The 25156-nt window shown below is 62.6% G+C and carries 1 protein-coding gene; it reads right to left on the bottom strand.

All coding sequences use genetic code 11. The annotated features are described in order from the left end of the window. Nucleotides 1-109: 109 nt before the first annotated feature. Nucleotides 110-24703, bottom strand: a complete 24594-nt coding sequence (locus CFE428DRAFT_RS37615; protein ID WP_006981574.1) for an autotransporter-associated beta strand repeat-containing protein — start codon at nt 24701-24703, stop codon at nt 110-112. Nucleotides 24704-25156 lie beyond the last annotated feature (453 nt).

The raw sequence follows: 25156 nt of genomic DNA, 5'->3' as shown, positions 1-25156 counted from the left end.
TGGCCATGCGGCATTCACACGTCCCAGCGACGCGCCGCCTGAAAACAAAACCGGCCGGAACCTTTCGGTCCCGGCCGGTGATGATGTTTTGGCTCACTGGCGCCGAATTTTACTTCCGCCGGCGACGGATGCGTTGCAGGCCGAGGGCCATGCCCAGGCTGCCCGCCAGCATCGCCATCGAGTTCGGTTCCGGAATGGCCATGATCGCCACGTCGTTACCCCCGGTGAAGGTGCCACCGGAGAAGCTGGCTTGGTAGCTGATGGCAAACTCCTGACCGTCGGTGCCGTACATGGTGTTGAAGCCCGGCAGATTCGGATCCACTCCCTGCTGGTTGCCGAAGGTCCCGGCCACATTCGATGCCCCGGTGATCAGGAAGAAGATGTGCCCGTCGAGGTTGAACTGCTGGGTGCTGTTGTTGTCGCTCGGGTCGGTGTAGGTGAAGCTGTTGACCGGCGAGATATCGAGGTTGGCGTTATTCATGGTCAACGTTCTGCCCGACATGGTCACGCGGTCATTCTGCAGCGAGCCTGGGTTGGTGGTGTTGAGGACACCAGGGCCGACCCCAGAACCATCCTGATTACCGCCGATCTCGATGGAGAGATGGGCGACTCCCGCCGTGCTGGCCGTGCCGAGGGTCACCGCGCCAGTCGCATTCAGCTGGCCGACGGTGCTCAGGTCGGCCACACCACCGGTGTTACCGGGGGCGACGGTGCCGCCGCCAAGCGCGTCGCTGGCGGCGCTAATCGCCGCCATCTGCGAAGTGATGTTATTGCCGCTGGCCAGCGTAGCGCCCGAAGCCACCGTGGTGTTGCCCTGGATGGAACCGCTGACCACCAGCGTGCCGGCGCTCACATTCGTGCCGCCGCTGTAGGTATTGGCGCCGCTCATCGTCACCGTGCCGGTGCCGACCTTGTTCACCGCCAGGGCGCCAGCCGTATTCTGGATGGTGCCGCCGAAAGAGCTGGTCTGGTTGTTCGCGCCTACGGTCAGCGTCGGCGAAGTCGCCGCCGCGGTGTTGTCGATCGTGCCGGTGCCACTCAGGCCGTTGACGGTCTGGTTGTGGCCGTTGACGTCGAGGGTGCCGTTTACGGTGACGTTGCCCTTGCCCGAGCCGGAGGGAATCGCGTTATCCGCGCCCAGTTTCACCGTGCCCGCGGCAATGTTCGTCGTGCCCGCGTAGCTGTTCGAGCCGGAGCCGAGGGTCAGCATGCCGACGCCCGTCTTGTTGAGCCCGCCGTTGCCGGTCTGGATGGCGCCGTTGATGACGGTGTTGCCGCTGCCGGTGACGGTCAGGTTGGTATTCACACCAGTCACATTGCCGTTGAAGGTCAGGTCGCCCGTGCTGCTGTTCGACCAGGTCTGATCGTTACCGAGCACCACCGGCACGTTGACGGTGTGCGCCGCCGAGGTGCTCACGTCGGTGACGCCGTTATTGATCGTCAGCGTGTTCGAACCGACGCCGTTATTGATCGTCACGTTTGTCGAATCCGCCGTGGTTCCCGCGCCGGTGAAGTTCAAGCTGTTGATCACGAAGCTCTGATCGAGCGTGGTGACGAGGTTCGTCGCCGAGTTGGCGGTGAAGAAGACGTCGGAAACGCTACCCGGAATCTGGTTGGTGTCCGTGCCGGTCGGGCCATTCACCCAGTTGGTCGAGTTACCCACCCCGGTGATCGAGGCCCAGCTACCGTCACCGAGGCCACCCTGCCAGTAAACCGGCGTCGGCGTCGTGACGCTGCCTACGACGAGTTGCAGGCTATTGGCGCCGGTCACCAGCGTATAGCTGCGGCCGCCCCCGATCTGCTGCGCCGTGCTGCCGCCAGCGAAGGTGAAGTCGAAGCCGTTCAGCGTCGAACCATTCGCGTAGTTGAGCAGCGTGTAGGTGCCGTTGGTCAGCGTGCCCGCCGAGAGGTTGTTCAGGCTGACGATCGAGTTGCCGCCCGTGAGGGTCAACGACTGGACCGTGGCGCTATCGACGGTGTTCAAGAAGCCGCTCGGACTCAGGTCGAGTTGCAGGCCGGCCCCGTTGCCCATGCTCAGCGAACCGCCGGTCGTGTTCAGCAAGGTCAGCGTATTGATACCGCCATCGAGCAGGCTGAAGTTACCGCCCCCGGAGATCGAGAGGGTGCCCGCACTGGTCGTGCCGATCACCGTCGTGCCGCTGACGCTCAACGTCGCGCCGGTCGCGACGGAGACCGCCGTGCCGCCCAAGGTCGGGCTGCCACCACCGACGAGGTTCAGCGTGCCGCCGTTGACATTCGTCGCGCCAGTCCAGGTGTTGGTGCCGGCGATGTTGAGAACGCCCGCCGTGGTCTTGCTGATGGCCGCGCCGCCATTGATCTGGGCGACGTTCCGGAGCGTGCCGGACTGGAGGTTCAGCCCACCGCTGCCGGAGCCGACGACCGCACTCACCGAGCCGATGTTATGGCCGGCCATGTCGAGGATGCCGCCGTTGAGTGTGAGGGTCGTATTCTGCGAGCCCGTGGTGGAAGCGTGGGTGATGTCACCCGCCATGGTGAGGGTACCGCCGGTGATGTTCAACGTGCCGGTCGCCACCGCGCCGGTCGCATTGGCGCCGGAGAGGTTGATGCTCGTCGCGCTAACGCTACCGCCACTCACGTTCAACGTGGCCACCGCGCTGCCCGTCGCCGCCGCGGCGGTATTGACCGCCATGGTCACCACACCGAGCGAATCCGTGCCGCCACCGATATTCACCATGGAGGTCACCGTTCCCGTCGTGTCGGTGCCACTGCGGTTGGACATGTTCAGCGTGCTCACACCGAGCGTGCCGGTGTCGAACGAGAAGGTTGCCGTCGCCGGGCCGCTGCCGGTATTACCAGCGCTGCGGGCCGCCATCGTCAGCGTGTTAATGAGGAGATCCGCATTGTGGCCGGTGACGTCGAACACCCCGGCCAGGTTGGTGCCGGTGCCGTTGTTGCCGGCATTGATGATATTCAGGTTGGCCGCACTCAAGCCGTCGAAGGCGCGAATCTTGAGAGTGCCAGTGCCGGAAGCGAAGTTCAGCGTTCCATTGCTTCGACCGCCGGTGAGCGAACCGATGTTGATTGTGTTGGCATTGATGACGTTCGTCCCGGAACCCAAGTGCAACGCGTTGGCTGCATTGGTTACGTCCTCCGCATCGCCGACGCTGAGGGTGCCGGTGTTGATCGTGCTGTTCGCCGCCAGGGTCAAGGACGACGCCCCAGAGCCCGTGCCACCGTTGCTATTGGTGATGTCACCGATGCGGAAGGTGCCACCCGAACCCAGATTCGCGGTGAAGCTATTCAATCCACTCATGTCTACGATGGCGGAATTGGCATTGGTGCTGGGCGCGATGCCCGCACCACCAAGCTGGATCGTGCCGTTGCTGCTGTTCACCACCAAGCTGCCACCGCCGGTGAAGCTGGCGTTCGTTACATCCGTGGAACTGACATTCGAACCGATGGTCACGTTGCCGTTCACCGTCAGCGTCTTGCCGCTGCCCACGATGACACTGGCGCCGCCCGTCGCATTGTTATCGGTCACCTGCAGGCCGGCGATCGTCTGGTTGCCATTGGTGGCGTCCAGCGTCGCGGTAAGCGCCGCGGTCGTGGTATTGCTCAGGACCACCGTGCTATTCGGTGAGAAGCTGTTGTCCGTGCCTGCGATCAAACTGCCCGCCACGACCGTGGTCGTGCCGAAGTAGTTGCTGCCAGCGCCGCTGAGGGTCAGCGAGCCGAGACCGACCTTGGTCACAGCGAGGATGCTGCTGGCGCTCACGCCGTGGTTGTCGGTGATCGCCCCAATCGTGGAGTTCAGGTTGGTCGTCACGTCCGTGGCACTCGAACCTGACAGGGTGAGGACCTTGGACGAAGCGGCCGAGTTCGTAATAAAGCCGCCGCCCGCAACCTGCAGCAGCGTCTCGTTGGTGCCGTTCAGATCGTAACCCGCACCGGCATTGACGGTCAGGAGGCTGGCGTTCGGCACCGCGTTGTCGACGCCGTTCTTGAGCAGACCGTTGTTTACGGTGACACCCGCACCGCCGAAGTTGGCGTTGGTGTTGAGCACGTTGAGGACGAGCGTTCCGGGACCATCCTTAATGAAGGCGGTGCCCGTCGCAGTGCTCGAGATCAGGCCAGTGATGGTAGCGGTGACCGCCGGGCTGCTCACCGAGATCGTGCGCGTGGCGTTGCCGAGATTGACCGCCCCGGTGAAGGTGAGGTTGTTCGTCGAGGTCACACCGCCGAAGGTGAAGTTGCCCGTCACGTTCACGGCGTTGCCGATCGTGAGAGCGCTGGCGCCCAACACCGTCGTGCCGTTGTCGATCTGCAGCGCGCCGGTGCCGACCGGACCACTGGTGATCGTCGGCGGCGTCCCCGCGGTGGCCGCGCCAAAGATCAACGTGCCTTGGTTCAGGTCGAAGCCGTTGCTGAAGGTGCTGGCCGCGCTGAGGGTCAGGGAACCGTTGCCTGCCTTGGTGACCATACCGCCGGCACTGGTGATTGGCACCGCGATGTTCAGATCATCCGGCGAGAGACCGGAAGTCGTGATCACGGGATTGGCGTTGCTCAACTGCAGGGCGCTGAAGGTCGCGGAGTTGGTCGTGAATTGCGGTGTGAAGGCCGCCGAATCGTTATTCGAAGTGATTGCGTTGGCCGCGGTGAGGATGATGGTGCTGGGCGCGGTCTGCGTGCCGAAGGCGAAGGTCGGGTTGCCATTACCACCCTGGTTGTTGAAGTTCACGCTGTTCAGCGACTGCGTGGTGGCCGTGACGTAGTTGAACAGGTTGAATATGCCGCCACCGTTGATGTTGAGGTTGGCGGTGCTGGCAACCTGGCCCGACGTGGCGTTGCCCAGGGTGACCGTGGCATTGTTGATATTCAGGTCACCCGGGATGGCGATCAGGCCGGTGGCCGCCTGGAGGTTGGTGGTGCCGGCGTTGATGTAGGTACCACCCGTGTAGGTGTTCGAAGCGAACAACGGAGCCAGGCGCAGTGTGTTGCCGCCGTTGGCGACAACCGCCTCATTGCCGATGATGGCCGGATTGATGATCAACGTGTTCGTGTTGACGTAGAAGTAGAGATCCGTGCCGGTGCCGGTGATCGTGTTGGTCGCGTCCACCGCGCCGAGGGTCACCGTCTGGTTCGCATTGGTGATGATACCGACGCCGAACGAATAGGTGGTTCCCGAGACCGGAGTGACAGTCGTCGATGCGCCGCTTTGGGCGAAGCGCCAGGAGTTGGCCGTCTTCGCGCCGGTGGTCATCGTGCGAACGAGCGCCGTGGTACCGGAACCGGCATCGTTGTAGTTGCCGGTCACCACCGTATTGGTGACGTCCGTGCCGGTGAAGGCAGGAGCGGTGAAACCACCGTAGGTGTTGTTCATGGCCACGACACCGAAGTTGTTGTCGTAGGTGGCGAAAGCCGAACCATCCGCCACCGCCCAACCGCCGATCAGGCCGTTGACCAGGCTCGAAGCATTGAAGGTCGTGCCGTTGATCTGGTTGAGGATGATGTTGCTGTTTGTCACCAGTCCCTGCCCCCCCAACGTGTTGCTGCCCGCCGAGCTGTTGTTGGTCGTGAAACCGTTGAAGTTCACGCCGCTGTGGTTCGTCGTGTTGCGCACGAGGTTGCCGACGGTGAGCTTCACGGTGCTGCCTTCACTGATGAACGGCGTGGTATTGATGATGTTCTCACCGCCGGTCACGGTGATGGAATTCATCGCCACCACGGTATCTGTCGAACCGCCACCATTGATCGTAAGGATGCCGCCCTGCAGGGTGAGCGGGTTCGTCGCAAGGATGCGCGTCGGGTTCAGGTTGCCCAACGGATTGAGAGCGGAGTTATCCCACAGCAAGGTGCCGTAATCGACGGTGACGCCGGCGGTGCTGGAGATGCTGCCGGAATCGCGCAACTGCAGGACGCCGCCGCGGACAATCGTCGGGCCGGTGTAGGTATTCGCGCTGGTCAGCGTGGTCGTATTACTGCCCGCCCGGGTGAACGCGATATTACCGGTGATGCTGCCGGCGAAGGTACCACCGCCGGTCGAAGTCAGCGTGACAACCGTCGCGCCGCTGTTGGTGATCGTGCCACCCTTGCCCGGGAGCTGATTGATCGTGCTGATCGATCCGAAGGTCTGGTTGTTGTTCTTCAGATCCACCTGAGCGCTAGTGCCGTTGACGGCGAGGTTGCTCACCGTCGGCGTCGTCGCTCCCGGAACGACGGCGATGGTGTTGTCCTGGCCACTATTGAGGTTGAGCGTGCCGCCATTGACGGTCACAGTGCCGGTGAACAGCGCTAAGTTATTCAGGTTCATCGTCCCGTCATCGGCTTTGATGAGGCCCGCGGTATTACCGATGCCATAGTAACCGTTTTGGTTGAACACGCCGGTCCCCACGGTGTGGACGGTGAGCGTATTGCCCGCTGTGCCGTTCAAGGCCACGGTGTCGGTAAAGATGCCGCCGTTGAGGACGAGAACGGTAGATGTATTCTCGGTCAAACTGAGCAAGCCACCCGGGCCGAAGATGCCGAACGCCGTGGTGTTCAGACCGGAGGCGAGCGAAGAGGTGCCACCAACGGTGAGGGTATTCACGGCAGTCGTGAATCGGAGGGTCTGTGCGGAAGCATTGATCCCGCCGTTCTGAGCGGTGGCCCAAGTCGCCGGCGCCAGATTGTATTCGGTGGATGCCAGGCCCTGGGCGCCACCCAAGGCACGATAGAGATTGGTGCCGGTGTCCTTGACGAGGAAGCCAGTGCCCAAGCCGGTGGTCGAAGCGTCCACGAGGATGTCCTGCCGCACACTCATGTTCGAGGTGCCGTTGAGGCCGCCGCCCTGGCTGCCTTCCAATGCGGGCGCATTGATGATGCTGAGCGTCGCGTTGCCGTTGGCCGCCGCTGTTCCGTTGATGCCCTGGAACAACTCGCTGCCGTTGCCATTGAGGGGGCCAAGAGTCAGGATGGTCATGTTCAACAGCGAATTGGCATTCGCATTGAGCTGGAGCGTACCGCCGCCGTTGGCCACTGTGTAGCTATTGATCGTCTCCGAGGTATTGGCGCTGCTGTTGCCGTTGATCACGAGCGTGCCGCCCTGCATGTTCAGGGTGCCGGTCGCATTCAAGCCGAGGCGGTTGTTGACGTTGGTGCCGGTGTTGTCGAGGAGCAGCGTGGAACTGGCATTGACCGTGAAGGTGCCGGCGAAGGCCGGGCTGGTCGTGCCGGTGAACCAGGCGCCCGTGCTATCAAAGGCAAGAACGCCGCCGCTGACGGTGACCGTACCGGTCGTGCCGGTCGAGGCGCTCTGCGTGCCCGTGAGGTGCAGAGTGCCGTTACCGATCTTGGTAAAGGCGGTGAAGGAAGGATTGGCGTCGTTGTAACGCTCGAACTGGCCCGAGAAGGTCGTGCTCGCATTGTCGAAGCCCACCGTTAGCGTCGCCGCGCCGCCACCGTTGGCGCCGGTACCGCCGCTATTGAAGACATTGCCGGAGCCCGCTAGAGAACCCCAGGTAGAGCTCGCACCGTTCAGGTCGTAGCGAGTGCCGGAGTTCAGGGTCAGATCCGAATAACGCGAACCCGCATTGGTCAGGCCGTTGCGAATCGCGCCCGCCGCCACGGTGAAGGCTCCCGTGAACGTATCCTGGGCGCCGATTTCGAGCACGCCGTTGCCGAGCTTGGTGATGCCGCCGGTGGAGTTCACCACGCTGCGAAGAAGGAAGCCGCGCTGGAGCGGAGCAATGTCGGTGACACCGTTGGCGTTGATCGTGGCGACGCTGATGGTGTTGGCACCGCTGCCGAAGTCGACGCGACCTTCGATGAAGGCGATGGTGCCGATGTTCGAGGACGTGGCGACGATACCGGAGCTGCCGATGGTCAGGACGCCAGTGGAACCCAGGCCGGTCGACGTGGCCGTCGAGAACGTCTGGACGGTCGGGTTGCCCGTGCCGCCTTCGTTATTGAAGACGAGGCCGGCGAGGGTGTTGTTGCCGAAGAGGTTCAGCGTGGAGCTGCCATTGAGGGTGACAACGTTCCCTGCGGCGATCTGTTGGGAAACGGAGTTGGTCGACGAACCCATGGTGACCGTCGCGTTGTTGATCACGAGGCCGTTGGCAGGATTGGCAGCCAGCGGGATGACCGATCCCGTCGCGGAAGCGAGCAGGTTGAGGGTGCCGCCGTTGAGCGTCGTGCCGCCGGTGTAGCTGTTATTTGTGTCGGTCAGCGAAATCGCACCGCCGCTGGCGTTGAAGACCGCGCGCACCGAGGACCCGCCATTGTTCGGGTTATCGATGATGCGCGAGTTGATGGTCAGCGTGTTGGCGCGATTGTAAATATAGAGGTTGCTCGGCGTTGTCGGCGTGAGGCCGCCCGCGGTGAGGCGGCCGGAATCGACCGAGCCACCGATGCTCTGGTTGTTGTTCGGCCCGATGAGACCGCCGCTGGTCAGGTTCAGGGTATCCGTCGCGGTGGTGAACGTGATCGCGATGTTCGAACCCGTCATGCTCAACGCATTCAGCGTGGCGCCGCCGTTGGGCACGGCCGCCGACGCGGTGAGGCGGGCGTTGAGGGTGGAGTTGTTGCCTGGGGCGATGGTGCTCAGGTCGTAGGTCAAGGCGCCGGTCGAGGTGCTGACCGGAGCGAGCGCGGCCACGCCGAGGCCTGGGATGTAGGTGGCGAAATCGTTGCCCACGATCGCCCAGCCGCCGATGATGTTGTTCGTCAGGCCCGCACCCACAGTCGAGGACGAGACCCCGTTGAGGGTGTTGATGAGGATCCGCGGATTGCTGCCAATGAGGCCCAGCGTGGCGTTGAAGTTGACCGTCGCATCGCCATTCTGCGTGAGGCTGGCGAGGGTGAGGTCCATCGAGCTGACGCCCGTGCCACCGATGGTGGGCGTGAAGACGTTGTAGCCCTGGGCCAGGGTGACGGCTCCGATGGTCTCGGAAGACGCCGCCTGGGCGCGGCCATTGATCGTAAACGTGCCCCCGCGCATCGTGATCGGCGCGGCGTCGTTGATGCGATCGGCCACATTCGTCCCGTAGTTCGCGTTATTGTCGACGGTCAGGGTCGCGTAATCGATCTCGATGCCGGTCGTGCCACTGAGCTTGGCGCTATCGCGCAGGACGGTGGTGCCGCCGCTGATGAGAGTCAGGCCAACGTAGGTATTGTCGCTCTCCAAGGTCAGGGTGTTCTGACCGGAACGGGTGAAGTTGACATTGCCCGTGATGGAACCGGCCCAGATGCGGCTGGTATTGTCCGCGTTGACTACAAGGTTGCCGGTGCCCGTGCTGCTGGTGACGGTGCCACCCGAATTCGGGACCGCGCCATCGGTGAAGAGGCCTTCGACCTGCTGCGAGTTGCCATTCAGATCCAGCGTCCCGCCCAGCCCGATTTCCATGAAGTTATTGGCCAGGAGGGTGTTCTTGCCACCGTTGAGCTTGATCGTGCCCTGGTTGATGACCGTGAGGCCGGACATCGAGTTGGCGCTCATGGAGGTGAGGCCAGGGATGAGGGAAAGCGGAGTGCTCAGCGTCAAGGTGCCCGCGCCCGCCTTGACCAGGCTGATGGCGCCGTTGGTCGTGCCGTTACCGCCGTTGAAGAGGCTGGTGACGGTCAGGTCGCCGATGGTCCAGAATTCCAGCGGCGAGAAGCCGTTCGTCTGGTTGATGATACCGCCACTAATGCCACCGTTGCCCGACTTGGCGAGGATACCGCCGCTGGCAAGGTTCAGCGAGATCAACGGGCTGATCGTGACCTGGCCGCCGCTGTCCATGGTGAGGGAGTTGGGCGCGACTGACGCGGTGACATTCACGTTGCCATTCAGATGCTCGTTCACGTTGGCCACAAATGCCGCGTTCAAGGTGGACATTTCGTTGGCGCTCAACTGGCGCAGGATCGCCGTGGTACCCGCCGCGCCGGCGACCGTGTCGCCGGTCGCAAATTGCGCCGTGGCGCCGGTCCCGGTATCGCTGGTTTCGAGGATGGCGTAGGGAAGGATGCTCTTGGTGGTAGTGTTGGTCGCACCGGTGGAACCGTCGATCGCGAAGCCGTTGGTGGCGTTGGTGTCCTGGATGGTCGCTATGCCGGGGCCCGCCCCCGTGCCGAGGCTCGTGCCGCGGAACAGAATCGAGGTGCCACTCGGGGTGGTGCCGCTGTTTTGGGCGCCCGCCGGCACGTTGGACGAGCCGGTGAAGACGAGATTGGCCTGCTCACCGGATTGCGCGGTAACGGTGATCACCGAATAGCCGCGGTTCAAAGTCGGCACCGCGAGCGTTTCCAAGGTATTGCCGCTGGTGTTGCCAACGAGGGTGAAGTTACCACCGACCATGGTCAGCGGACGCGAACCCAGGCGGTTGTTTGTCGGGGTCAGCGAGTTGTCGTTGACCACCAGGGTGCCGCCCGGATTGACCGTCGCCGCGATACCATTGCCGCCAGTGAGGGTACCCGCACCATTCAGCGAAACGGTGCCCGCGAAGATGGTCAAGTTGCTGGTGAAGATGATCGGGTTGGCCGTGGTGATATTCAGCGTGCCGGTGCCGTGCTTTTCCACGCTGAAGTATTGATTCGCCGTGGGAGTGGCCGAAGTGAGGCTGCTGTTCAGGTTGATGATACCGCTACCGGCGGTGTTGAAGACTTCCGCGTGGGCGGTGACGGTGACATCGTTGATGCCGCCGTTGATGTTCAGCACCGCGCCGCTGTCCACGCCGATGGCGTTATCCGCGCTCTTGGTGATCTGGCCAGTGATCGTGCTGGTTCCGGCAACGCCTTCCACCTGACCACCGAAGTCGAGACCGCCGAACTTCACGTTCGCGGTGCTCGCCAGGACGATCGGGTTGGCGATCGTGACGTTGTTCAACTGCAGGGCCGCGCCAGCCACCGCCGGCGTGATGGTGATGACGCTCGTCGAAATACCCGCCGCGTTGCTGTTGCTGAGACGCACCGCGCCGGCATTGATGAAGATGCCGCCGTTCCAACCGGAGGCGGTGTTGTCCGCTGCCAGTTCGAGCACGCCGTTGTCGTTCTTGTAGAGCGCATCGCTCGGCGCGCTCATGCCGAAGGCGGTGTTCAAGGTGAGGACGTTACCCACCGTCACTTCAAAGGCGTTCGACGCCTGGTTCAGCGTGAAGAGGCGCGACGAGGCGAAGGTGCCGGTCGCGCGGAAGCCCGCGCCGGTCTGGGCGTTCACGTTGAGGAGCACGGAGTTGTGCGAATCGCCGAGGGCGCCGTCGTTCGAAACGGAAAGCACGCCCTTGCGGATTTCCACCTTGGAACCCACACCGCCGAAGCTGTTGCCCACGTTCGAGAGCACCAGCGTGCCGTTGCCGGATTTCACGATGCCGTCCCCGGCCCCGACGACCGGGCCGGTGAGAATCAAACCCTGCGTCACATTCGACGCGGTCGCGTTGGCGACGGTGAACGTCGGCGTGCCGGTGAGGGTGGTCGTGCCAGTGATCTCGAGGCCGTAGCCGCTGTTGTTGGTCAGTGCCAGGGTGTTTGTCCCAATCGTCAGACCGGATTTCTGGAGCGTCTTGTTCAGCGCGGTGATCGCACCACCGGAGTGGTTGATGGCGATTGCCGTGTTGCCGGTGATGCTGATGGGACCACCGAGGTTGACGTTCTCGGCCGTGCCGAGCGTATTGCCGTCACCGCTGATCACCAAGCCACCGCTGATCTGCAGGGTGCCGAGGTAGTTGCCGACGTTGAGGACGCCGAGACCCGATTTGTTGATGACGTCGCTGATCGTGGAGCCGATCACGTTGGCGATATTGACCGTCAACTGCGGAGCCGTGATCGTGGCATTCCACGTCGAGGGCAGAGTGGTATTGCCGTTCAGGTTCAGGATGGCCGCCGCACCATTGGTCGTGCCATTGAAGGTCGTGTTGCCCTGGAAGACGATGTCGTTGGCGATGTTGCGGACTGCGACGTTGGAGATCAGCGAGGTGCCGCTGGCCATCGTCAATGTGCCGGTGCCGAGCGGGCCGGAGGTCACCGGACCCGAACCCGGAGGCGTGCTATCCGCGGCGAGCAACAGCCCGCCCTGGCTGATTGTCACACCACCGGTGAAGGTGCTCTGGCCGCCGAGCTGCAGAACGCCGCTGCCGGTCTTCACGATGCCACCGTTCTGGATGACCGAATTGATGATCAAGCCGGCCTGCCACGGAGCTACGTCCACAGTATTGACCAGGGTCGGATTGACGACGATCGAGAAGGTGTTGCTGCCGTTGAGGTCCAGCGTGCCGGTGCCGATGGTGGCGATGCCACCCACGTTCGACGGGCTGGACGTGATGCTGCCAGTGAGCGTGAGGACGCCGGTGGGCGTGACCGTGGAGGCGCCGCCGCCGTTGTTGTTGAACGTCAGGCTGGTCAACGTGTTATTGCCCGCGAGCGTGAGGGTGCCAGCGCCGTTGATCGTCACTGCCTGCGACGTAATCACGCCGCCGGTCTGTTGAATCACCGTGCCGCCATTGATGGTCAAACCGCCGCCCGGCAGGACGCCGCCGCTGGCGATCTGCAGGCTGCCCGACGAGCCACCCGTCCAGCCATTGACCACGGTGCCGCCGCTGTAGGTATTCACCCCAGCCAGGCTGAGGACGCCGGTGTTGTAGCTGGTGTAGACGAGTCGCACCGCATCGCCAGTCGCCGCGTTGTCCACGATCGCGGAGTTCATCGTCGTGGTTGCCGCACCGGTCTGCTGGAAGATCAATTGCGCCGTGCCGGTGCCGGTCGCCACCGTGCCACCCGCAGTGATCATGCCATTCCCCACCGCACTGCCGATCAAGGAAGTGTTGGCGCCATTCTTCAGGAAGCCGCCCGAGGTCAGGTTCAGCGTATCGGCATTATCCGTGAAGGTCAGGTTCTGGTTGGCGCTCGTCGTGAAGTTCAGGGCGTTCAGCGCATAAGTGCCCGCCGTACCCACTCCGCCGATGTCCGGAATGACGAAGTTGTTGCTGCTGAGCTTGACGTTGAGCGTCGCGCCGCCGAGCACCGGCAGGCCGGTCGAATCGTAGTTCGGCGCACCAACCGCGCCGAGAGGCGCCAGGCCGAGGCCGGGCACGTAGGTCACGAAGTCCGCGCCACCGTTAACCAGCCAGCCGCCACGATCCCCAGGCGCGCCGCCCGTGACAAGGTTGTTCACCAGGGTCGGAGCCGAGGTGAAGAGGATGCGGCTCGCGTTACCGAGCTGACCGTTGCCGTTGTTGATGTTCAACGTGCCGTTGTTGATCCGCGTAATGCTGGCGAAGGTGAGGTCGACCGATTGCACCCCGGTGACCGTGCCGGTGGTGGCGTTGATGTTGCTGCCGCCCTGATCGATAGTCAGCGCACCCAAGGTCTCCGAGGAGGCCGTTTGCGAGCGACCGGTGTAGACGATGACACCGGAGCGCATGGTGATTGGCGCGCTATCGTTGATCCGGTTGGTACTGGTGAACAAACCGGAGTCGGTGATGCTCAACGAGCCGTAGCTCAGGGTCACGGAACTCGTGCCCGTCAATGCGCCGCCGTCTGTCAGCGTGAGGGTACCACCGGTGACGATGGTCGGGCCCGTGTAGCTGCTCGAGTTGACGAGCGTCAGCGTACCGGCCGTTCCCGCCTTGATCAGAGAGACAGCCCCAGTGATCTGGCCACCGAAGGTCGTGCTGGCCGCGGAATTAGTCACCAGCGTGGCACTGCCCCCGGTGGTGGTGATGATGCCACCACCCGCACCGACGCCCGCACCTGCCGACTGGCTGGCAAGGTTGCCGACATATTGCGCGGTGCCGTTGAGATCCAAGGTACCGCCGTTGTTCACGACGAGGCCATTGTTGAACAGCAAGGTGTTGGTGCCGCCGGCCAATTGCATCGTCCCGCCCTCCACCGTGGTATTGCCGCTGACATATTGCTGCTGGGTCAGGACGAGTGAGCCCGGGAGCGCCTTGGTCATGCCTCCCGTGCCGGAGAAGCCGGAGGAAACGCTGAGGGTGGTTCCATTGGCCACGTGGATGAGGCCTTCGGTGGCGCCCAAGGCCACGACCTGGACGTCGAGGCTGTTATTGCCGGCCTGGTTCAGGACCGCGCCGCTGGTCAGCGTGAGGGTCGTGGGCACGACACCATCCACCGAGTCGACCGAAAGACCGCCATTCAAGGTCAGGGCATTCAGGGTCTGAGAGGTCGGGACCGTATTGGCCGTCGAAGTCGTCGCTTTGTAGGTATCCGTCGCGGCCGTAGTGGAGATATCCGTCGCCGAGGAATAACCCGCGAACGGAGTCAGCCCGGTCGAGGCGTTGTAAGTCGCGAACTCGTTGCCGTTCGTGGTGACGCGAGCCAGGATGCCCGTGGTCGCCGGCGACAACGTGGGTGCGGTCGTAAAGGTGATCTTGTTGCTCGCCGTGCCAAACGTGCCGGTCACGTTCAGTGCACTGCCGGCGCCGCCGCCGCTCGTGAAACTGGCAAAGGTCAGTGTATTGTTGCCGCCGAGCGAATCATCGATATTGATCGTCGAACCGCCCGAGTTCAGCGCGAGAGCGCCCATCACTTCCGTGGACGAGGTGGCCGACACCTTGTAGTTAAACACGCCCGCTTCCAAAGTCAGCGGACGTCCGGAGAACCGGCTCGTGGTCGCCGCGGTATCATCCACGGACAGGACACTGCCTTGCGAAACCGTGATGAGGCCTGTGCCCGCGGTCTTCACTCCCGCTCCGCTGATGCTAAAAGTGCCGTTGCGAATGTTGATCGGCGGTGCAAAGGCCGCGCTGCTGTTCGTGGTCAGGTTGACCGTCGTGGGATCGCCCGCCGCATCACCGAGGATGTTGAAGGTGTTGTACCCAGGCAGGGCCGTTTGCAGGTTAATGGTGCCGCCGCCGGTAAAGGTCACCGAATTCCCCGCCGTCCAGGTCCCGGTGATGTTGAGGGTCGCCCCTACATCCGCACCGACTGTGGTGGAATCGCCGCTGGTCTGGGTGATCGCGCCACTCCAGGTGTTGTTGCCGGAAACGCTTTCGATCACGCCGCCGCTATTGATGCCGCCGCTCCCCGTCGCATTGACCGTCAGCGCGTTGGCCACCGTGATGCCGCCCGTCAGTTGGACCGCGCCACCGACCGCGTTCGTAATATTCACCGTGGCGCCGCCCAGGTTGTTGGCAGCGTTGAGCAGAATGGCGCCGGCGTTGATGCTGAAGATACCGGTCCAACCGGTGTTGTTCACCCCGCTGGCGAAGGAGAGGGTACCGTTGTCGCTCTTGGCCAGCGTCGCCGTCGGGTTGCTGTTGAGATCGAAAGGCGCATTGAGGGTCAACGTGTTGCCCGCGGTGACTTCGATGGCGCGCGTATTCGCCGTGTTCGTCAACTGGATCGTGTGATTCAGCGTGAACGTGCTCGTCGCCCGCAGGGTCGAGGTTGAGGTCAACGAATTCAGCAGGACCTTGTTCGTGGAGGTGCCGAGTTCGGCGTCCGCGTCCACGGAAACGACGCCCTGCTGGATGTTGACATTCCCCGTGAAAGTGTTGCCCGCATTGCCCAACACCACCGCGCCGGCGCCGGTCTTGATGAAGCCCGTGCCGCCGAGCACGCCTTCGAGATACAGACCCTGAACCACGTTCGAGTTGGTGGCATTCGCGACCGTGAAGGTCGACGTGTTGATCAACGTCACGTTATCGGACGACTGCAAGCCGTAGCCGTTGTTGTTGGTCACCGTGATGCCCAGGTTGGCGTTGTTGATGCTGGCGGGCGCGATGATCTTGTTCTGCGCCTGGTTCAGCGGCAGCGTGCCGCCCGCGCGACCCACCGCGATATTGGGGACGATTCCGGTATCGAAGATCACCGAGCCAGGGAGGCTGATCGTCTGCACGTCGCCGTAGCCGTCGCCATCGTTCAGCAAGGACACCGCGGTGCCTTGCATGACAAGATTGTCGGACACGAAGTTGCCGGTGTAACCGGCGGAGTTGAAGACCAGGTTACCGAGACCCGTGCGCGAAATGCTGGTGATGTTGCTGATGTTCGAGATCGGGCCCAGCAGGGCGACCGTCAGGAAAGGATTGGCAATGGACGCATTGATGGAGGTGGCGCTGCCGAAGCTCAGCGAGCCATTGAGCGACATCGTCGCGTTCGCGGCCGCATTCGTATCGAAGACCGGAGTGCCGTCCGCAAAGGTGACGCTGTTGCCGACCGACTGGCTGGCATTGACGAGCAGCGGCAATCCCGCACCCATCGTCAGGGTACCGGTGCCCAACGGCCCGGAAGCGAGGCCCGCCCCGCCTTGCGCCGGTACACTCGAAGCAGCGATAATCAGTCCGCCGGCATTGACCGTAACGCCACCAGCGAAGGTGCTGGCGTTGCCACCCAATTGCAGGAGGCCGTTACCGGTTTTGAGCAGCGAGACACTGTTGCCGATGATGGCCGAGTTAATGATCAACCCAGGCGCAATCTTCGTGTAGGTCTGGCCCCCGAGTTGGATCGCACCCACGCTGATCGTATCCGTGCCAGCCGCCAGGGCCAGCGTGCCCGTGCCGAGGGTCGGCGCGGTGGCCGCGTTGCTCGAGGTCGCGGTGATCGGCGTGGTCGAGGTGAGAGTTAGGATGCCGGTCGGCGTCACCGTCGGTCCGGCCGTGTCGCCGCCATCGTCGTTGAGCGTGAGGCTGTTGAGGGTGTTGTTACCCACCAAAGTCAAGGTGGAGTGACCGTTCATCGTCACGTTGCTGGTCGCAGCAATCTGGCCTTGATTGGTCACCATCGCCACCGTCGTGCCGGTGCCGGTGACGCCGCCGTTGATCGTCAGGTTCCCCGGAATCACCACGTTGGTGGAGCCGTTGGCCGTGGCCCCGCCGCTCAGGTTCAGAGTGCCCTGGTCGACCACCGTGCCACCGGAGTAGCCGTTGAAATTGGTCAGAGTGAGAGTGCCCGCGCCGGACTTGACCAGCGACACGGTACCAGTGCCGCCGATGGCGGTCGCAGCCGTATCCTGGATCGTGGAGTTGATCGTGACCGTGCCCTGGTTGTTGTAGACCACGAGTTCCGTACTCGTGCTGGCATTGGTGCCCGCGGTGAGAATGCCCGGAGTGGCCACCGAACCGATGTTCGAGTTGTTGGCGTTGTTGCTGCGCAATAAGCCGCCCATCTCCAAATCGAGGAGATCGCCGCTATTGGTGAAGAGCAGGTCATCCTGGAAACCACCGGACAGACGCAACATCGCCGCGACGGTCGTTCCCGCCGGCAGCGTCGTCGAGACGGCCACGGCCGAGTTGCCGCCCAGGTTCACGATCTTGCCGCTGCCGAAGGTGACGTCGTAGCCGGCGAACCCGCCAGTGCCAACCACCCCGATACCATTGGTGGTATTGTAGGCTGCATAGTCGCCGCTGTTGGCGATAGCCCACGGTCCCAGCACGCCGACGCCCAGCGCCGTCAAGGGAGAGGTAATAAAGATGCGGGGGTTGTTACCCGGAGCGCCGAGGGTCCCACCCGAGGCCGAGGTGTTCGAGAAATTGACGGTCGTGCCCGCGCTGCGGCTCAGGCTGGTCAGGGTCAATTCCGTCGTGGAGAAAGCGCCAGCCTGACCGGTGCTGCCCCAGGTGGAGTTGATCGAGTTGGCGCCTTCCGTCAGGCTCACCGCGCCGACTGTTTCCGCGGAACTCGAATCCACGCGACCGGTCAAGGTGAGCGTGCCACCGCGCATGGTGATCGGCGCGGAATCGCTGATGCGATTGGTGTTATCGATCTGCAGGCTGCTGTTGTTGCTCAGGTTCAGCGTGGCGTAATTGATGTCGATCGCACTCGTGTTCAGGATTGTGGCGTCGTTTTCCAGCGTGAGGGTGCCGGCCATGAGCACGGTGCGGCCCTGGTAGGTCTGGGCGCTTTCCAGCGCCATGGTCGAGTTCGTACCGACGCGGGCGAAGTTCAAGCCGCTGCCGGTGATCTGCCCGGCAAAGGTCGAACCGCCGTTGTTAGTGACGAGCCACGGACTGCCACTGCTTGAGGTCACCGTGCCGCCAATATTGGACAGGGTGCCTGGCGAGGACAGAGCGCCGACGTACTGCGTGTTGCCATTGAGGTCCACGGTCGCAGTGCGATCGATAGACAGGGTGGCGCCGCCGGCGTTGTAGATGGTGTTCAGGCCCCCGGCGAGATTCAGGGTGCCATCGACCACGTTAATCGTGCTGGTGAAGTACTGCGGAGCCGAGAAGGTCATCGAACCGGGCAGCGCCTTGGAGAAGGTCTGCGCGCCGGTCAGTGAGCCGGTCAGGTTGAGCGACGAACCGTTGGCCACCTGGAAGGTGCCGGTCGTGGTCAGGGCAATGTCCGGAACGCTCAGGGTATTCGCCCCGCCGTTGGCGAGGAAGCCGCCGCTGGTCACGGTGAGCACGGGGACGCCGGTGGCGCCCAGGGTCACTCCGCCATTAAGCATTACGGCGTTGACCGTCTTGGTCAGCGTTTCCGTGGTCCCGGTAGTGATCTTTAGCGTGTCGACGGCCGCCGCTCCGTCGATGTTATTGGCCGTGTTGTAAGCGCTGAAGGCGACGACGCCGTTGGTCGAATCGTAAGCCGCGAAATCGCTGCCGCCGATAAAGACGCGGGCCAGCACGTTGTTGCTGGCACCCAGACCGGTGCTGCTGGCAAACTTGATTTTATTCGTGCTCCCCAGGCCCGTCACACCATTGAGGTCGAGCGCCGAACCGGAGGCGCCGAAACTGATCGAGGCAAAGGTGAGGGTACCGCCGGTGCCCGAACTGGTGGTGATACGGAAAGGAGCACTGTTGACCGTCACCGCGCCGGCAATTTCTGCCGTGGTGCCCGAGCCGATGAAGTCGAGCGTGCCGCCCGAGACCGTGATGGCGCCCGCGTCCTGGAGGCGTCCCGCGGCGTTGTCCCCACCGCCGTTGTCGAGGCGGAGGATGCCGCCGGAATTGATCGCCACCGTGCCGGCATTCCAGGTGCCACCCGAGGTCCCGCTCAAGGTGATCAGACCACGGTTCGCCGTGAGGACACCCGTAGCGGTGTTGGTGCCGGTGAGCGAAAGTGTGCCGGTGCCAGAATAGGTCAGGGCTTGCGCGCCGGTGCCCGTCCCCACCACGCCGGTGATCGCGGTGTTTCCGGTGCCGGCGATGGTCAGGGTCGCCGCTGCGCTATTGGTGATTGAACCGGAGAAGGTGAGCGTGCCGGAGCTGAGGTTATTGTAGAGGGTCCGGCTCGCGTTGAGGGCCGCCGCGGCGCCGAACTCGATGTTGTTCGTGCCGATCACCGTCATGAAGTCGCCCTGCATATTGACGGGGTTGGCGATCTTATTGGTCGCACCACTGAGATCCGTGGAGGCCTGGATCACACCGCCATCCCAAGTGAAAACACCCGTGGTGGTGCCATTCGTGCCGCCGAGAGCGCCCACCTTGTTCAGAATGAGCGTGCCCTGACCGAGCACAGTGCCGCCGGTGTAGGTATTGGCCCCACCGCTGAGGGTGAACGTCGTGCCGTTCGCCATGCGGTAATCCATCTTGATGATGTTGGTCGTAACCGAGGTGTTGTCCTGAATAATGCCGTTCCAAACCGTCGAGCCGTTGCCACGGACGCTGATCGTCCGCGTGGCGTTGGTGCCAGTTTCCGCGTCAATCAAATTGCCGTTGATCGTCAGCAGCGCCCCGTTCTCGAGGTTGTTGCTGATGGTCTGGTCATTGGCGCCGGCCGCCTTGGTCACGTTCGAAGTGAAGGTGATGTTGTTCGAACCCTCGAACACTGCCGTCGAATTGTTGGTCAACGTGAGCGGCTTGGTGGTCGAGAGATCGCCCCCCCACGCCAGCAGCGCGCCGTTTTGGATCGTAATGGCCGCGGCGTTGCCGATCGCGTTGGCCGTCAAACCCAGCGTGCCGCCGTTGATGTTGATGTTGCCGGAGAAGGTGTTGGCTACGGAAGGATTGAGAATCCAGACGCCGCCATCGGCTTTCGTCACGGTTAACACGCCCACCCCATTGGTCAACTGGGAGGTGACCATGTTGTTATCCATGTTCGTGCCGCGCAGCTGCAATGTGAGGGTGCTCGTGCCGCCATTCGTAATGCTCGGCAAAACCAAGGCGCCGCTGCCCGAAGAATCGATTTGAATCGTCGCGGCGCCCGACGTGATGCTGATCGGCCGGGAGGGCGTTTCGCCAGGGCCAACGTAGAGCAGGTTGGCAGTGTTAGTGCCACTGTTGAAAACCAGGGAGCCACCGCTCGCGCCCAGGCTGCTAGACACGGTGCCGGTGCTGTTGCCAATGGACGAGACGGTCAGCGAACCGTTGGTGATGATGGTGTTGCCGACGTAGGTATTCGAATCACCCAGAATCAGGTTGCCGGCGCCGTTCTTGGTCAGGGTGCCACCCGCGACACCACTGATCACTCCGGAAACGGTCGCCTGGGTCTGGGCGGTACTGGTGTTGCTATTGGTATCGACCTGAATGGCGCGAGCCGCGCTGCCGAGGTTGATGTTGTTGGTCAGCGTCGTGCCGAAGAGAGCCGAAGAGGAACCGAAGTCGAGACCGGTCGGGTTGAAGGTCGCCGAACCCCAAGTGAGCGTGTTGCCGGAATCGAGGGTGATGTTCAACGGAGCGGTCGAGGCCGCGAAGCCGCTGACGCCGCCGGTCAATTGCACCTTCCCCGCGCCCGTGCCGAACGCGCGGGTAAAGTTGCCGGAGGTCTGGAAGACACCGCCGTTGAGAGTCAGGTTGCTGGTCGACGGCAAGCTGGAGCCGTCCACCGCTTCCAAGGCGCCGCTGCTGACAGTGGTGGTGCCCGTGTAGGAATTGCTCGTGCCGCCGAGGATCCAGTGACCCGTGCCCGTCTTGGTCACGGACAGGGCGCCACCCGTGGGATCGGCCAATTGCAGGTTGATCTGGTTGTCGCCGATGGAGTCACCCTGCAAGGTGAGGGTCTTGGCTCCCGTAGTGCTGTACGCGATTGCCCCCGCGTTGCTGAAGACCAGCGCGGCATTGTTGGCCACGCGAGCGGCCGCTACGACGTTGCCGTAGGTGCCCGACGAATCGAGCGTCGCATTGCCTTCCAAGGTGAAGAGACGATCCGTGGAAACCGACGGCGTTTGCGACGTCTGATAGATATTGGAGCCGGTCGTGGTGTCGCCGGTGTACTGCAGCGTGCCACCCTTGAAAATGAGGTTACTGGCCGCATTGCTCGAGGCGCCGATGGAGCTGGAGTGCCCGCCATCCGCCAGCGAAGTGACCTGCAAGGTGCCGGTGCGAATCACCGTGGCGCCAGTGTAGGTATTGAGACCGCTCAGCGATTGGACGCCCGATGCGCCATCCTTGATCACCGTCAACGCGCCGCCGCCGCTATTCTGGATGATGCCGGAGAAGTTCTGCGAGCCAGTGCTGGCGCTGTTGCCCAGAGAGATGGCGGAAGCCGTGGCACTTGTATTGTCGATCGTGCCGGTGCCCGCGAGCACGCCGATGATGGTGGTATTCAACGCCGACGCCCCGGTGTATGGAGCCAGCGAAGCGCCCGAATTATTTACGTCCAACACCGTTCCCTGACGCATGACCGCCAGCGAACCTGCCGCCGGACTGCCCAGCGTGGCCGCCGTGCCACCCGCCAGCTTGATCGTGCCTTCATCCAAAGTCAGGTTACCGGTGAAGGTATTGGTCCCACCAACGATCAGCATACCGTTGCCGGCCTTGGTTACAGCCGAGGAACTGCCATTGCCAATCGTCGAACTGACGGTCAGCGCATTCGCCAAACCGGTGCCGCCGGCTCCGCCAACCACGAAGACCAATTCCTGACCGGCAGTGGACGACGCGATATTCTGCGCGCCGCTAATCGTCGCGGCACCCGAGCTATTGTCGAAAAGGATGCCACCGAGCTGAGTCGCGGAGACGGAAGTAATCGTCAACGTGCCACCGAGCGCCAAGGTCGGAGTCCCGGTGATGCGGATGGAGTTCGCAGCCACACCAGCCGTCGTGGCGGTGGATGCATTGAGGACGTAGTCGTTCGCGGCGCCGCCGGTCGCGGTCGGCAGCGGGGTAACCGAATTCAACGCGGCGATGTTAGTGGCATTGGAAGGCGCGGCCACGAAATCGATCGAGCCGTTGGTCGGATTGGTAATGTAAGCGAAGCCACCGAGGATGCCGTTCGAAATGGCCGTCCCGGTCGGAGCCGTGACAAACTGGATGCCGGCGAGACTGCCCGCCGGAGCAAAATTGAGCGCCGCACCAGCCGAGCGGGTGCCAAACGTATTGAAGCTGAGGATATTGCTGAAGCCGCCATTGCCCGAATCCACCTGAACCTTGCCCGTGCCCGCCGTGGCGGTCAGGGCACCCATGGTCTGGGCCAGATTCGCGGTGAGGGTGGCAGCCGTCGGCGTGGCCAGCTCGAAAGTGCCGCCCGCGGCACCATTGCTCGCGCCGCTGTCGGCATTGAAGACGAGGTTGTTCGTCGTCGAGAACAGATTGCCGCCACTGGCACCGCTCGCCGCGGTGGGCTTGACCTGCAAGGTGCCGTTCGTGACCGTGACGGCACCAGTGAAATTGTTGTTGGCCCCGAAGGTCACATTGCCCGCGGCCATCGCGGTGCTGATGTTGTTGCTGATCGTCACCACCCCGGTCGCCGGAACCCAGCCAATCACGACGCCACCTGCATTATCACCGCTGACCGTCTCACCGATCGCGATGCCAGGTGTATTCGCCGCCACCGTAAAGGTATTTGTGTTGGTGCCACCACCGCTTACCCACGCGACACTCGCGCCCCCCGCGGCGTAGGAACTGGCAGCCGGATCGTACAGCCAGGTGCCGGAACCAATCTTCACCAGCGAGGTGGCACCGGACGAACTGCTATTAATCACGCCGGCAATTTCATTTGCCAGTGTGCTGCTGCCGCCGAGGTACAGGTTTTTGGCGCCCACACCGCTCGCTCCCACCGCACTACTGAAGACCAGCGGTGTGGCTCCGGTTTCGTTAGCCAGGACCATGCCTGCACCCGTCGAACCCGGGAGATTGAGGACCTTGGACGTCGTCTCACCTGCGCCGCGATAATCCAACGCGCCAAAGGTAGCGCTATTACCCAACTGCAGCGCCCCGCCATTCGTGCCATTCAGAAGGTTATTGATCGTGGCTGTGGCCCCCAGGATCTGCAGCGTGCCACCCTGAACGAACGTGCTGCCATTGTAGGTGCTCGCGCTCGCCGCGGTGATGTTCGCGCCAGTCAGCGTGAACGTGCCGTTGCCAGTTTTGACGAACTGGATATTTCCCGTGCCCGCCGTCCCCGGTTGCAATATGTAACCGGTGAGCAACATGTCGCCGTTGCCGCCGAAGGTCACGTTGCGCACCGAGCCTTCCGTCGCCCGGGTGATGCTGGCATCGATCTTCACCGTCCCGTTGCTGTTGTTATTGACCGCTAGCGTGCCGCCAGTCGCCAAAGTAATCAATCCCGTGGCCCCAGTGCCAGTAAACGAGGCACCGATCCCATCGATACCGCTGACGTTCAGCGTGCCGTTGGCATCAAAATCCATCGCCCCGAATTGGATCGCCTGGTTCAACGCCGAACCACCGACAGCCCGGCCTACAACCAGTGTATTGTTACCATTGCCGCGAAGGCGGAAGCTGCGGTTGGCAAAGTCACTGGTGGAATCCGTGCGCACTTCCAAAACGCCGCCGTTGAAGTCCACCGCCCCTTGGCTAGTCGTAGCCACAGTGCTGTTGCCGAGCTGCGCGTTAGCGTTCACGCGGACCGTGCCGCTATCGAGACGAACCGTTTGGAGGAAGTTGTTGTTCGTGTTGGTCAACGTCAGCGTGGTGCTGATGGTGTTGCCCGTCTTAATAAAGCGATCGGTGCTGGTATCGAAGCCCGTCACCTGGTCATTGATGATCCAGTTGCCGTTGCCGTAAAACACGCTGCCCCCGCCAGTGCCGATCGTGAGCAGCCCGCCACTCAACGTGGTATTGCCAAAAGCCGAAACCAGGCGCGTTTCGGAAGCGGCACTTCCCACGGTGACGTCCGCGGTGAAAGTATTGTTACCAATGCTGACAAGGGCCCCGCTGGAGTTCGCCGCATCCGGACCGCGCCCGAGGAGGCTGATCTCGCGATTGAACGTCGTCCCCGCCAAACCACCCTGCAGCACGAGCTGACCGCCGCTGTAGCCCGGGTTGCCAGTGCCGGCAATACCCGTGACCGCAATCGTCGTCGTCCCCATGCCCAATTGGGCGACATTGGTGATGACCACCGAGCCATCATTGATGGTGAAATCCCCGCTAAGGCTATTGGAGTTGTTCGTCAGCACCAGCGTGCCGCGACCCGTCTTGACGAAGCCCGCCGATCCCGAGAGGAGCGAGGCAATCGTGTCCCGCGACCACGGAGCGACGTTGACCGCCGAGGCGCCACCGGTCGACGTGCCGTCCAGATTGATCGTCCCGCCCGAGAGCAAATAACCTGAGGTATTGAACGCCAAGACCCCCGCGTCGATCGTGCCGCTCACCGTGACCGTCCCCGCGGTGCCGGTGAAGAAAGCCGTATCAAACGCGTTGGTGCTGTTGCTCCACGCCACGTCCCCCAACGAAACCCCGTCCCACCACAGCGAGGTGCTGGTATCCCAAGTTCCCGGGCCGCCGAGACCGGCGCCGGAGCTGATGACATCGCCCGATGCGTTGCCGTCGGCATCCCAGTACAGTGTGCTCGCGTGCGCGACTTTCGACGCACCCAGGGTCAGCGCGGTGGAGAGCACGAGCCAGGAGGAAAGGCGGCGAATGAAGAACCGGGAGGGTTTGGCGCCTTTACGGAATTTGGCAGCGGTTGACGTGTACATATTTGGGGATGTGCGAATACGGGGCTTCGAGAGACGGGGGGGGTGGGGGACTGGACACTAATTGACGAACGGGATGTAACGGCTCGTATGGGGCGGGTCAAAAAAAATTTACAGATAAATTCTTCATTACGTAAGTTCCCTCGATTGACAGCCACCAAACCACCGGCGTCATCTGTCATTTTTTTCGCCACAAGAAGGCTACATTGGAGCCAAAAAACGCGGCCGAAAGTGCCGGTTTTTCTCTGAAAATTCCACCCCTGACAGCAAGTCCTCGCCCAGCTGTAATGGTTTTTCCTGACCCTCCACTCGCCATTTTGATAGCATATTTTATACCATAAAATTAACACCTAAACGGAATAATCCGTGTTAGTGCGTATATTTCACACTGTAAAACATCCATCGGTTCCGTCTTGTTTTTATCGCCATTTGTCTCTTTTGCATTCGCGCAAATTT

This window comes from Chthoniobacter flavus Ellin428, assembly GCF_000173075.1.
GTDB lineage: Bacteria > Verrucomicrobiota > Verrucomicrobiia > Chthoniobacterales > Chthoniobacteraceae > Chthoniobacter > Chthoniobacter flavus.
The sequence above is the reverse complement of the archived record's forward strand: the minus strand, read 5'-3'. Positions and strand labels throughout refer to the sequence as shown.